Consider the following 12,422-nt stretch of genomic DNA (forward strand, 5'->3'; position numbering starts at 1 on the left):
CGCTGCAGCGCCACATTGCCTTCAGGCCGCGCGCCGGCTCTCGATCTGCACCAGCGCCGCGCCCAGCACGTCGAGGTCGACCGGCTTGGCGAACAGGTCGTGGAAGCCCGCCGCCAGCGCCAGCGTACGGTCCTTCTCTTGCGCATAACCCGTCACCGCGATCAGGATCGCCTGCGCCGTGCCGGGCTTCCTGCGCAGCGCGGCGGCCAGCTCGTAGCCATTCATTTCGGGCAGGCCGATGTCGAGCAGGCAGACGTCGGGGCCGAAGGCCGGCAGCGCCGTCAGCGCTTCGCGCGCGGAGTGGGCGACCAGCACCGTGTGGCCCAGGGTTTCGAGCAGCAGCGACAGCGTGACCGCCGCGTCCTCGTTGTCGTCGACCACGCCGATGCGCAGCGCCGGCAGCTTGCCCTGCGGCGCATTGCGGTCGCGCGCACGCCGCTCGACCTGGGCGCGGGCCGACAGCGGCAGCACGACGTGGAAGGTGCTGCCCCGTCCGGGGCCGTCGCTGCTGGCGCTGACCGCGCCCCCATGCAGCTTGAGCAGGCTGCGCACCAGGGCCAGCCCGATGCCCAGCCCGCCCTGGCTGCGGTCCAGGCCGCGGGCGCCTTGCGCGAACAGGTCGAAGGCGCTGGCGATCAGTTCGGGCGACATGCCGATGCCGTCGTCGCGGATGTCGACCGCGAGCGCAGCGCCATCGGTCGTCAGGCGTACCTCGATGCGCCCGCCTTCGAGCGTGTACTTGGCGGCGTTGCTGAGCAGGTTGGTCATGACCTGCACCAGGCGCTTGCGGTCGCCGACGACGATGGCGCGCGCCGGCGGCAAGTCCAGGGTCAGGCGGTGCTGGTGCTTCTCGATCAGCGGCCGCACCTGCTCGATGGCGTCGGCGATGACGTCCTTGAAATCCAGCTCGCGCAGCTCGAGCTCCACCTTGCCGCGCGTGACGCGCGAGACGTCCAGCAAGTCGTCGATCAGCGACGTCATGTGGCCGGACTGGCGCGCCACGATCTCGCTGGCGCGCTGCACCATCGCGGGGTCGAGGTTGAAGTTGGACAGCATGGTGGCGGCCGAGACGATCGGCGCCAGCGGATTGCGCAGCTCATGGGCCAGCATGGCGAGGAATTCGTCCTTGCGCTGGTCGGCCTGGCGCAGCGCGGCGATCAGGGCCTCCTGCTCGGCCATCGCCTTGCGCAGCTCGATCTGGCTCATGATCTGGTGCGCCATGGTGGCCAGCACGAACTGCTCCTGCTCGCTCAAGCCTTGCGGCCGCGGCTTGTCATCGAGCACGCACAGGGTGCCGAGCGGGACACCGTCGCGCGTCTTGAGCAGGGCCCCGGCGTAGAAGCGCAAGCCGGCATCCCTGGTCACCAGCGGATTGCAGCTGAAACGCGGATCGTCGCGCGTGTCGGGCACGATCAACTGCTGCTCCTCGAGCAGTGCGAAGCGGCAGATCGAATCGTCCAGCGGCATCTCGCGCGTGCCCAGGCCGATCTCGGACTTGAACCACTGGCGGCCGCGCGCGATCAGGTTGACCGCGGCGATCGGCGCGGACAGCAGCTGGCTGACCAGGCGCACGACGTCGTCGAACGAGCGCTCGGGCGGCGTGTCGAGGATGCCGTAGGAATCGAGGACGGCGAGGCGCCCTTCTTCGTCAAGGGTGGCGGTGCTGGACGTCATGGTTGGTCGGGCTTCAAAACGGGTCGGGCGAAGATGCCGGCTGCTCCCCGATTATAGGAAGAAAGCGCCGCGTACTGCCACACGGAACGTCCTGGAAAGCTTGCGCCGCGTCTTGCGACCGTCACTCGACCGGGTTCACGCGCCGAAGCGCCTGGACCCGGCCGCGATCCAGACCACCACGCCCATCACCGACAACGGCGTGAGGAAGATCATCGGCACCATCAGGGCCGGCCGCTCGGTCACCGCCCAGGCGCAGCCCAGGTTGACCAGCGCCGGCAGCATCAGGCGCAGCGCCGCGTAGCGGTTCAGGCGCGCGACCTGGTCCTGCCCCGTCGGGTAGTGCACGAAGTTGAGCAGCTTGCGCCCGGGCGCTGCGTACAGCACGATGGCAAGGATGACGAAGATCGTGGCGAACAGCAGGAAAGGGTGGCTCATGACAGGCGGTCCGCTCAGGCCACGCCCGGACGCAGCCGGCGCCACAAGGCCCGCGCCGCCGTGTGCACCAGCCAGGAGAACACGGCGATGACCGAGCCGAACATGGCCGGCAGGATCGGCCCGGCCACCCAGCTCATGGCCAGCACGAAGCCCAGCAGGTATTCGGCATGCCACAGGCGCACTACGAGAGCCAGCGCCAGCAGGCCGAAGAAGAGGTAGTCGACCAGGGGACTGCCGGCCGCGAACAGCGCCGCCAGCGTGGCGCCATAGGCCAGCGCGCACAGGAACGCGATGAGGGGCGCCGGCATGAGCGGCCGGCCTGCGCTGGCGGCAAGCCGCGCGCGGCGCTCGACCCTGCCCACGGTGCACCAGGTCAGCAGCGGCACCAGCAGCAGCCCCCACCAGTTGGACAACGCGGGCAGGTCGGGGTTGGCTAGCAGGTGATGCGACAGCACGCCGCCATGCAGGTGCTCGCGCGCGAGCAGGGCCAGTTCGGCGCACAGCGCCAGGAGCGTCAGGAGAATACGGCGACGGCTGGTGGAGGCGGAGGCGTGCATGGGATTCCCGGGCTGGAGGTGGAGGAGCTCAATCGCCTCACGTTACCAGAAGTCGCGGCCCCGATCTACGCCGGGAGCGGATTCCATGCAACCGCCATGATATGCATATGCATTCAACCGCCCAGCACCGTGACGACCACCCGCCGCCGGTGCGGCGCCGTGCGGTGTTCCCACAGGTAGATGCCCTGCCAGGTGCCGAGCAGCATGCGCCCTCCCCCGATCGGAATCGTCAGCGCGGTGTCGGTGAGCATGCTGCGGCCATGGGCCGACATATCGTCCGGCCCTTCGGCGTCGTGGCGGTAGGCCGGGTCGCCGTCCGGCGCCAGGCGCGAGACGATGGTTTCCAGGTCGCGCCGCACGTCGCCATCCGCGTTCTCGGTGAGCAGCAGCGAGCAGCTGGTGTGCTGCACGAAAACGTGGACCAGGCCGCATTGCAGCTTCGATACCGCGACCACGGCGGCGACGTCGCGCGTGATGTCGCGCGTGCCGCGACCGCTGGTCGAAAATTCGAGAATGGTCTGGTGCGCCATGCTGCCGTCCTGGGATGAAAGCCGAGGCCTTCATCATAGCAGCGACAGCTAGTCGCGGCGGCGGTCGGCCAGGAACTGCCGTGCGCGCGGGTGCTGAGGGTTGGCGAAGAATTCCTGCGGCGTGGCCTTCTCCAGGATCTTCCCCTCGGCCATGAACCAGATGCGGTCGGCGACGTCGCGCGCAAAACCCATCTCGTGGGTCACGCAGACCATGGTCATGCCCTCGCCCGCCAGCGAGCGCATCACCTGCAGCACTTCACCCACCATCTCGGGGTCGAGCGCGCTGGTCGGCTCGTCGAACAGCATGATCGGCGGCCGCATGGCCAGCGCGCGCGCGATCGCCACCCGCTGCTGCTGGCCGCCAGACAGCGCGTTCGGATAGGCGTCGGCCTTGTGCGCCAGGCCGACCCGCTCGAGCAGCTGCATGGCGTAGTCGCGCGCCTCAGGCTTGGTCGCGCGTTTCAACTTCACCGGCGCCAGCGTGCAGTTCTCGAGCACCGTCAGGTGCGGGAACAGGTTGAAGCTCTGGAACACGAAACCGATGCCGGCGCGCAGCGCATTGACATCAAGGTCCCTGGCGTGGACGTCGCGGCCGTCGATCGCGATGCGGCCGGAGTCGATCTCCTCGAGCCGGTTGAGGGTCCGGATCAGGGTCGACTTGCCGGAACCGGAAGGACCGCACACCACCAGCACCTCGTTGTCGTCGACGCGCTCGGTGACGTCCACCAGCGCGTGGTAGTCGCCGTAGAATTTATTGACTTTATCGAGAACGATCATCGTTCATGCACTTTCATGACGCTTGCACAGCGCGCCGTTGCAGGCGCCGCTCGAGCAGGAAGGCCAGGCGGGACAGGCCGAAACACAGGATGAAATAGGTCAGCGCCAGGATCAGGTAGACCTCCACCGCCTGGGTGAACACCAGGGTATTGATCTGGGTGGCGATGAACGAGACTTCGGACAGGCCGATGATGTAGCCGAGCGAGGTCGCCTTGATGGTCGAGACCAGCTGGTTGACGATCGACGGCAGGCCGTGGCGCAGGCTCTGCGGCAGCACCACGTGGCGCAGCGCGGCGCCATAGCCCAGGCCCAGCGAACGGGCGCTTTCCAGCTGGCCCCTGGGCAGCGCGCGCATGCCGGCGGCCACGATCTCGGCCAGGTAGACGCTGTCGAACACCACCAGCACCATCAGCATCGTGGTCGCCTGCGAGGTCTTGACGCCGGTGACGGCGGGCAGGAAGAAGTACACCCAGAACAGCACCAGCAGCAGCGGCACGGCGCGCACCACCTGCACCAGGCCGGCCACCGGCAGGCTGATGGCGCGATAAGGGCTGACGCGCGCGATGCCGAGCAGCAGGCCGAGCGGCATCGCCAGCACCAGCGCGGCGCCCGACAGCAGGATGGTCAGCGCCAGGCCGCCCAGCGGACCTTCGGGATATTGGCCGACCAGGAAGTACAGCCAGTAGGTATCGATCAGTTCGAGCATCCGGCGCCTCTCAGTTTGTGCGCACCGGATAGCGGCGCTGGAACAGGTGGGCCAGCAGCGCGATCACGAGCGAGACCGTCAGGTAGGCCAGCGTGGCGAAGGTGAACGCCTCCAGGCTGCGAAAGCTGGCGGTTTCCACGCGCGCGGCCTGGTACATCAGTTCGGCGGCGCCGATCACGGTGGCCACGCTGGTGTCCTTCCACAGGTTGACGGTCTGCGACAGCAGCGGCGGCACCGAGGCGCGCAGCGCCTGCGGCAGCAGCACCAGGCGCACCGCGGCCGCCCGGCCCAGGCCCAGCGAACGCGCAGCCTCGAGCTGGGTCGCGGGCACCGCGCGGATGCCGCTGCGGATGTCCTCGGCCATGTGCACGCCGGCGTACAGGGAGAGGGCGATGACGGCGCAGATCACTTCGGGATTGTTCGCGTACAGGACTTCGCGCGCGCCTTCCGGCAGCAGTTCGGGAAAGGCGAAGTACCAGAACAGCAGGTGCGCCAGCAGCGGCACGTTGCGGATCGCCTCGACCACGGTCGCACCTAGTGCGCGCATGGGCGCGAAGGTCGACGTGCGCATCACCGCCACCAGCGCGCCGAAAGGCAGCGCGAAGGCGAAGCTGATGACGGTCAGCTGGATCGACAGGAAGAATCCCTGCACCAGCCAGTCGTGGTACTCGCCGGACTGCAGGATGGTCGGATCGAAGAACAAGACCAGGCTCAGATCTGGTCAGTGTGGATCTTGAAGCCGCGCTTGGCGAGGTTGGTGCGGGTCCCGGGGCCATACCATTTGTTGAACAGCCCCTCGGCAGCGCCGCTGCTTTCCAGCTCGCGCAGGGTCTGGTCGACCACCGCCTTCAGGCCCTTCTCGCCCTTGCGCAGGCCGAGCGCGAGCGGCTCGCTGCCGATCGACGGGGCCAGGATCGTGAAGCCCTTGGCGGCCGGACCCAGCTTGCCGTAGTCGGACAGCAGCGAGGATTCGTCGTTGACGTAGGCGACGCCTTTACCCTGGCGCAGCGCCTGGAAGGCCTGCTGGGTATTCTCGAAGGTGACCACCTCGACGTTCGGCACCGCCTTGCGGATATTCGTTTCCTGGGTGCCCCCACGCACGGTCAGCACCTTCTTGCCGGCCAGCTGAGGCAAGCCGGTGATGCCGCTGGCGGCGCGCACCATGACCTTGGAACCGGTCACGAAGTGGGTCAGCGCGAAGTCCACCTGCGATTCGCGCTCCTTGTTGTGGGTGAGCGAAGCGGCCAGGATATCGACGTGGCCCTGCTGCAGCTCGGGGATGCGGGCGGCAACCGAAATCTGCTTGAATACCGGCTTGACGCCCAGCTTCCTGGCCACCGCATTGGCGATGTCGATCTCGTAGCCGACCAGCTGGCGCGATTTCGGGTCGATGAAGCTGTTCGGTTCATCGGTGCCGAGCACGCCGAACACGATCTGGCCCTTCTGCTTGATGTCGGCCAGCTGGTCGGCTTGCGCCAGGCCGGCGGACAAGGATGCGCCCAGGGCGAAGGTGCTCAGGATGAGGTGACGGCGAGTGATCATTGATGCTCCGGCTACGATAACAATTCCTGCGAGTATAGAACAAACGCTTATATCGAAAAACGACTAATTTGCCATAAGAAAATGTCGAAAAACTCATATAGACCGGCGCCGACGTCGCTACCCGTGCGCCTGTTGCCAGAAATTGTTGTCATAATTACCTCAAGCCAATCGGAGAAGCCATGCTCGTCGTAACCTACAATGTCAACAGCATCAACAGCCGGCTGGACGCCCTCGTCCAGTACCTCGGCGAGCGCGCGCCCGACGTGGTCTGCCTGCAGGAGCTGAAGGCTCCGCAAGACAAATTCCCGCTGCAGGCGATCCAGGACGCCGGCTACCACGCGCTCTGGCATGGCCAGAAGAGCTGGAACGGCGTGGCGATCCTGACGCGCGAGCCGGCGCAGGAAGTGCAGCGCGGCCTGCCGGGCGACGAAACCGACGAACAGAGCCGCTACATCGAGGCGGTCTACAAGGGCATCCTCATCGCCGGACTCTACCTGCCGAACGGGAATCCGGCCCCCGGCCCCAAGTTCGACTACAAACTGGCCTGGATGGAACGCCTGCGCCTGCGCGGCCTCGAACTGCTGGCCCAGGGCATTCCCGCGGTGCTGGCGGGCGACTTCAACGTCATCCCGACCGAGCGCGACGTCTACAAGCCGGAGCGCTGGGTCGACGACGCCCTGTTCCGCCCCGAGACCCGCGCCGCCTTCGAGCGCCTGATCGAGCAGGGCTGGCTCGATTCGCTGCGCGCCATCCATCCGGACGCGACGATCTACACCTTCTGGGATTACTTCCGCAACGCCTTCGGGCGCGACGCCGGCATCCGCATCGATCACCTGCTGCTCAGCCCCAAGCTGCAGCCGGCGCTGAAGGACGCCGGGGTCGACAAGTTCGTGCGCGGCCGCGAAAAGCCGAGCGACCATGCGCCGACCTGGGTCGAACTGGACCTGGCGAAGGTCACGGCATAGAACTCATTACCCGCGGTCAGGCAAGACGCCGCGCCGCCCCCACCATCGCATTCAATACAATAAGGAGCACATCATGAAACGACTACTCATCGCCGCCGCCGTCCTGGCCCTGCCGCTGGGAGCCCAGGCCGTCTCGATGCCCGGCTTCTGCGCGCGCGGCATCGGCGCCGCCGAGGCCAAGATCTGCCAGGCTCCGGGTTCGGCCGAATCCGAAGGCATGGTCTACGCCCTGTACCGCGCCGCGCTCGAGAAACTCGACGCCGGCGCCGGCAAGGAACTGCAGGAGCAGCACACCAAGTGGTGGGAAGGCGTGAAGCAGTGCGCCGAGTCCAAGGACATGAACGGCTGCCTCAACAACGCCTACGGCACCCGCATCATGCAGCTGCAATCGAGCTACAAGCTGGTAAAGACCACCGGCCCGGTCGCCTTCACCTGCAGTGACGGCAGCAAGATCAGCGCCACCTTCCTCGATACCACGCCGGCCTCGATGGTCGCGGTGCGCAACAAGGAAAACGTGCTGCTGCGCGGCGAAAAGACCGCCAGCGGCATCGCCTATGGCAACCGCAGCGAGGAATTCAAGGAACACCAGGGCAAGGTCACCATCAAGTGGGGCGCCAATGCCAAGGAGCTGAGCTGCAAGAAGTCGTAATCCGGCTGGCAGCTCTGCCAGAGTGAACATGGGCGGGCGAACATGCGTTAAGCTGTTCGCCCGTTTCATTTTTCGACACGCCCATGCTCTCGCCCGAACAACTCTTCGGCTTCCTCGCCGCCGCCATCCTGATCACCCTCTCCCCCGGTCCCGACAACCTGATGGTGCTGAGCACCGGCATCGCCAAGGGCCGCCTGCGCGGCATCGCCTTCGGGCTCGGGTGCGCGTTCGGCTGCATCAGCCATACCGTGCTCGCCGTGATCGGCGTCAGCGCGCTGATCGCGGCCTCGCCGGCGGCCTTCACCGCGCTCAAGGTCGTGGGCGGCCTGTACCTGATCTGGATGGGATGGGGCGCGATCAGGAGCCGCGGCGGCGCGCGCGTGACGGCTGCCGGCGCATCCGACGAGCCGGCCGGACGGCTGTTCGTCAAGGGGCTGGTGGCCGCGGCCATCAATCCCAAGGTGGTGCTGTTTTTCCTGTCCTTCCTGCCGCAGTTCGTGGTGGCCGCGCGCGGCGACGCCAATCTGCAGATCGGCCTGCTGGGCATCGTGTTCACCCTGCAGGCGGCCGTCATCTTCGGCGCGCTCGGCTATTTTTCGGGAACGATCGGCCAGTGGCTCAACCGCACGCCCACGGCCGGCATGTGGCTGGACCGGATCGCGGGGGCAGTATTCATCGGCTTGGGACTGCGCCTGATCGTGGCGCGCTAAAAAAAGCGCGGTTCGATGAACCGCGCTTTCGTTCTTACAGCTCGATGGCGACCTGCGCCGCCTGGCTCCTGCGCGCGGGAACCTGCACTTCGAGCAGGTGCTGCTGGGCGTTGAAGACGAAGCTGGCCTTGCGTCCGTCGACCGTCACGCCGCGCGGCTTCGCCTGCACATTGTGCACCTTGAGCGCGAAGGCCCGTTCCTTTGCCTGCATCGCCTTGCCGGTCTCGGTCCTGAAGCCGATCTCGAGCCGCTTGCCGGCCAACTTGCTATCGAAGCGCACGATCTCGTACTTGCCCTGCTCATAGGCGCCCGCGGTCTCGCCGTCGTCGTCGTACAGCTTGCCGCTGGAGTTGGCGACTGAGGCGTCGTGGTAATAGTGCAGATCGATCTCACGGCCGGTGTAGTCGCGCGTGGTCTGCACCACCTTCGCCATCGGCACGAAGGCGCCGGCGCGCACGTAGACCGGGATATTGGCCTCGACCGGCTTCACGGTCTCGAGGATGCCGCCCTTGTGCGCCTGGCCGGTATGGAAGTCGAACCACACGCTGCCGCTGTTCGGGAAGTAGACCTCGGCGCGGGTGGCGCCCGGATGCACGATCGGCGTGACCAGGAAGTCCGGGCCCCACAGATAGGTGGTCGAGCGCTCGGCCGGCTGGGCAGGATCGGTCTCGACGAACATCAGGGGACGCATCAGCGGCATGCCGGTCTGCTCGTTGTCGAAGGCGATCGTGTAGTTATACGGCAGCATCGCGTAACGCAGCCACACCGCTTCGCGCGCCAGCACCTTGGTCCGTTCGGAGCGGAACACCGGCTCGGACGCCACCGCCTCTTGCGCATGCGGACGGAAGACCGGCTGGAACACGCCGTACTGCAGCCAGCGCACGTACAGCTCGTCGTCCAGCACCGCGCCGGCGAAACCGCCCAGGTCGGAGTGCATATAGGCCAGGCCCTGCATGCCCATCTGCAGCGAGATCTCCATCTGCGACTGCAGGCCGCCCCAGCTGCGTGCGACGTCGCCCGACCACGGGATCATGCCGAAGCGCTGAGAACCCGAGTAACCGGCGCGCATCAGGATGAAGGGACGCTCGGCCGGGAATTCCTGCTTGTAGCCCTCGGCAATCAGGCGCGCCCAGTCGTGGCCATAGACGTTGTGCACCTGGTCGGCCGAGCCGGTGGCGTGCTGCAGGCTCGAAGGATGCACCTCCGGCTCGCCCAGGTCGCCCCACCAGCCGGTGACGCCGCCCTTCTTGAGGTCGCGGTAGATGCTCCACCACCAGTCGCGGCCTTCCTTCTTGTAGATGTCGATCAGGCCCGTGTTCCCGAAGTAGAAGTCATAGGTATACGGCTTGCCCGCCTTATCAAGGGCCAGCACCTTCTTCTCCACCGCTTCGTCCCAGCGCTTCGACGTGGTCAGCACGAACGGTTCGGTGACCACCACCGTCTTGACGCCCTTCTCCTTGAAGTCGGCCATCATTTTTTCGGCGTTGGGGAAGGTGTCGCGGTCCCAGGCCAGGTTGCCCATCGTGCCCTGCACGGTCTTGCCGAACCAGTAGAGGTCGAGGATGACGGCGTCGAGCGGAATCTTCTCTTGCGCAAACCTGTCGACTACGGCGCGCGTCTCGGCCTCGGTCTTGTAGCCGAAGCGGCTGGCGAAGTTGCCGAAGGCCCAGCGCGGCGGCAGCGGCTGGCGTCCGGTCAGGCCGGTATAGCCGGCCATCAGGTGGTCCCAGCTGTCGCCAGCCACGACCTGGTAGGTCTTGCGTCCGCCGATCACCTCGTAGCGCAGGGTGCCGTCCTTGCGGCTGTCGAAGTCGAGCCAGCCGATCTGCGGATTGTCGAAGTGGATCGCGTACTTCTTCGACGACAGCGCGACCGGAATCGTGTAGTTGAGCAGCTCGGAGCGCTCGGCATAGCCGTAATGGGCCTTGTTGTAGAGCTGGAAGCGGTGGCCGCGGCGGTTCATGCCGACCGCACGCGCGCCGGCGCCGTACAGGGCCTCGCCGTCTTCCAGCGCGAATTCGATGGTGTCATGGCCGTCGGCGCGCCCGAAGCCACGCTTTTCGGCCACCAGCGGCTTGCCCTTGTACGCATAGCTGATGCGGAACGGCCGCTTGTCGACGGTGACGCTGATGCCGCCATCGACGGCATAGGTGATGCGGCCGCCTTCGTCCTTGAGCGTCCCCTGCACCTGCACCGGCGCCAGGATCACCGCGTGCGAGGCCGGATCGAAGCGCTCGCCCTTGGGGATGAAGGTGGTCTCGACGATCGTGCTCGAATAGGGCTTGATCAGGTAGCGGCCGTCGTTGGTCGCGATCTCGAGGGTGTTCTGGTTGCGCGTCACGCCGGCCAGCTGGCGTTCGGCGTTCTGGGCGTATGCGAGCGGGCTGGCGGCGAGCGGGATGGCTGCAAGGCTGAGCGCCAGGCGGGACGTCAAGGCTTTGGTCATGTCTTCATTATCGTTGTGGTGAGATGCAGGCGAGAGCATGACAGAATTCCGCCCTCACAGACAGTCTTGACGCAAACGAAACGCCCCACGCTGCCCTGGGCAGGCATGGGGCGCTGAAGACAATCTGAAGCTTAATTGGTGCCCAGGGTCAGCTGCATCAGGCGGCCCTGGCCGTCGGCACGCTCGTTGGTCACCACGATGATGCGGCCGTCCGGATCCTGCATGAGCGCCGAGATCGAGGCCGTGCTGTACTCGTCGTCGGTCTTGCGCTCGTAGCCCGGCACCAGCGTCGAGATATCGGTCCAGGTATTGCCGCCGTCCTTCGACCAGGCCAGGTAGGGTCGGCCATGCATCTTGTCGAAGCCGCCGACGACCAGGGTATCCGGCTTGCCCTTGAGCGGCAGGAAGGCGCCGATGTAGGGATAGCCCTTGCCGTCCGAGAGCGGTTCGTGGATCACGAACTTGAAGCTGTTGCCATTGTCAGTGCTGCGCAGCAGACCGCCCTCGACGCCCACGAACACGGTCTGCGTATCCGGCACCGATTCGATGAACTGGACGTTGCGGTTCTCCATCTCGGGCAGGGTGACAGGCAGCTTGTCCTCGCTCGCCAGCGCGCCGCCGTCGGCCGTCAGGCGATAGGCTTCGACGAAGGCGAAGTCGAGCGGGCATTCGCCGCCGACCAGCACCCGGTCGCCCAGCACGTGGAACTTGGAGGGATAGCACATCTGCGAATCCTTCGAGCCGCGGATCACCTGCCAGGTGTTGCCCTTGTCCTTCGAGGTCAGCAGGTTGTTGCCGGCGCCGGCATTGCTGTACAGGCGGCCGCCCGCCTGCTTGATGTCCTGCATCGACAGGGTTTCGCAGAAGTAGGGGTTGCAGGTGCGCAGGTCGTTGTCGCGCGGGATGAAGCTGGCGGTATTGGCCACCAGGGTGCAGGTCGAATGGCCGTTGCTGGCGTCAGGCGTGTCGGCCCAGGGCTGCATCAGCCACATGTCGCCGCCCACCATCTTGAGCTTCGGCGAACGCATGATGAAGTCGCCGACCGGACCCATGGCGCAGGCGCCCAGGCCCACCGGGCTCCAGGTCGACGTGGCCGTCAGCGGCAGCTTCGCGCTCAGGACCGCCGAGCCCTCGGTCGCGCTGTTGGCCAGCGACAGGTAGGCGCTGCCGCCGTAGAAGGCCACGCTGTCCATCGCGCGCGTGGTGCTCGAAAGCGCCTCGAGTTTGGTGGTCACCGGTACCGGTTCCACCGCCACGGGTGGCGGTGGTGGCGGAGCCTGGTGGTCGTTGCTCGAGCCGCCGCAGGCGGCCAGCAGCAGCGCGCAGGCCGCACCGATGGCGGCGAGTGAAGTGTGTCGTTGCATCCGGGTCCCCAAATCTGTCATGACGACGGGGGCCGGCATGGCCCCTGTCCAAAATGGGGAATTCTAG

Annotated in this window: 13 protein-coding genes; 3 read left to right on the plus strand and 10 right to left on the minus strand. The window is 66.5% G+C overall.

Annotation, left to right across the window (positions count from 1 at the left end; translation table 11 throughout):
- Positions 1-21: 21 nt before the first annotated feature.
- From J3U95_RS07565 to J3U95_RS07600, 8 genes are all read right to left on the minus strand, one after another.
- A complete protein-coding gene (locus tag J3U95_RS07565; protein WP_208278002.1) occupies positions 22-1,674 on the minus strand; it encodes a hybrid sensor histidine kinase/response regulator in 1,653 nt (550 codons plus the stop codon).
- Positions 1,675-1,809: 135 nt separating this feature from the next.
- Complete coding sequence (locus J3U95_RS07570) at positions 1,810-2,109, minus strand: hypothetical protein (protein ID WP_208278003.1); 300 nt, start codon at positions 2,107-2,109, stop codon at positions 1,810-1,812.
- 14 nt (positions 2,110-2,123) lie between these two features.
- On the minus strand, positions 2,124-2,666 hold the full coding sequence (locus tag J3U95_RS07575) for a hypothetical protein (protein ID WP_208278004.1): 543 nt from the start codon (positions 2,664-2,666) through the stop codon (positions 2,124-2,126).
- A gap of 113 nt (positions 2,667-2,779) precedes the next feature.
- Positions 2,780-3,196, minus strand: coding sequence for a secondary thiamine-phosphate synthase enzyme YjbQ (locus J3U95_RS07580; RefSeq protein WP_208278005.1), 417 nt, complete (start codon positions 3,194-3,196; stop codon positions 2,780-2,782).
- A 48-nt stretch (positions 3,197-3,244) separates the two neighbouring features.
- Positions 3,245-3,973 carry an amino acid ABC transporter ATP-binding protein gene (locus J3U95_RS07585; RefSeq protein ID WP_208278006.1) on the minus strand — a complete coding sequence of 243 codons (729 nt, stop codon included), beginning with the start codon at positions 3,971-3,973 and terminating at the stop codon, positions 3,245-3,247.
- Positions 3,974-3,986: 13 nt separating this feature from the next.
- Complete coding sequence (locus tag J3U95_RS07590) at positions 3,987-4,679, minus strand: amino acid ABC transporter permease (protein ID WP_208278007.1); 693 nt, start codon at positions 4,677-4,679, stop codon at positions 3,987-3,989.
- 10 nt (positions 4,680-4,689) lie between these two features.
- Positions 4,690-5,382, minus strand: a complete 693-nt coding sequence (locus J3U95_RS07595) for an amino acid ABC transporter permease (RefSeq protein WP_208278008.1) — start codon at positions 5,380-5,382, stop codon at positions 4,690-4,692.
- An 8-nt stretch (positions 5,383-5,390) separates the two neighbouring features.
- Positions 5,391-6,221, minus strand: a complete 831-nt coding sequence (locus J3U95_RS07600; protein WP_208278009.1) for an ABC transporter substrate-binding protein — start codon at positions 6,219-6,221, stop codon at positions 5,391-5,393.
- 179 nt (positions 6,222-6,400) lie between these two features.
- Here J3U95_RS07600 and xth point away from each other — a divergent pair, with 179 nt between their 5' ends.
- From xth to J3U95_RS07615, 3 genes are all read left to right on the plus strand, one after another.
- Positions 6,401-7,186: an exodeoxyribonuclease III gene (gene xth / locus J3U95_RS07605; RefSeq protein ID WP_208278010.1), complete on the plus strand. Its 786-nt coding sequence runs from the start codon at positions 6,401-6,403 to the stop codon at positions 7,184-7,186.
- 73 nt (positions 7,187-7,259) lie between these two features.
- A complete protein-coding gene (locus J3U95_RS07610; RefSeq protein WP_208278011.1) occupies positions 7,260-7,835 on the plus strand; it encodes an MliC family protein in 576 nt (191 codons plus the stop codon).
- Positions 7,836-7,918: 83 nt separating this feature from the next.
- Positions 7,919-8,545: a LysE family translocator gene (locus tag J3U95_RS07615; protein ID WP_208278012.1), complete on the plus strand. Its 627-nt coding sequence runs from the start codon at positions 7,919-7,921 to the stop codon at positions 8,543-8,545.
- A gap of 34 nt (positions 8,546-8,579) precedes the next feature.
- On the opposite strand, the gene J3U95_RS07620 is transcribed toward J3U95_RS07615, so the two are convergent.
- The gene (locus J3U95_RS07620) at positions 8,580-10,991 is read right to left on the minus strand and encodes a glycoside hydrolase family 31 protein (RefSeq protein WP_229519696.1); all 2,412 of its coding nucleotides are present in this window, start codon (positions 10,989-10,991) and stop codon (positions 8,580-8,582) included.
- 131 nt (positions 10,992-11,122) lie between these two features.
- Positions 11,123-12,355 (minus strand): beta propeller repeat protein, encoded by a 1,233-nt coding sequence (locus J3U95_RS07625; RefSeq protein WP_229519697.1) that lies wholly within the window; start codon positions 12,353-12,355, stop codon positions 11,123-11,125.
- Between the last annotated feature and the right edge of the window lie 67 nt (positions 12,356-12,422).

The organism is Massilia oculi, assembly GCF_017582745.1.
GTDB lineage: Bacteria > Pseudomonadota > Gammaproteobacteria > Burkholderiales > Burkholderiaceae_D > Telluria > Telluria oculi_A.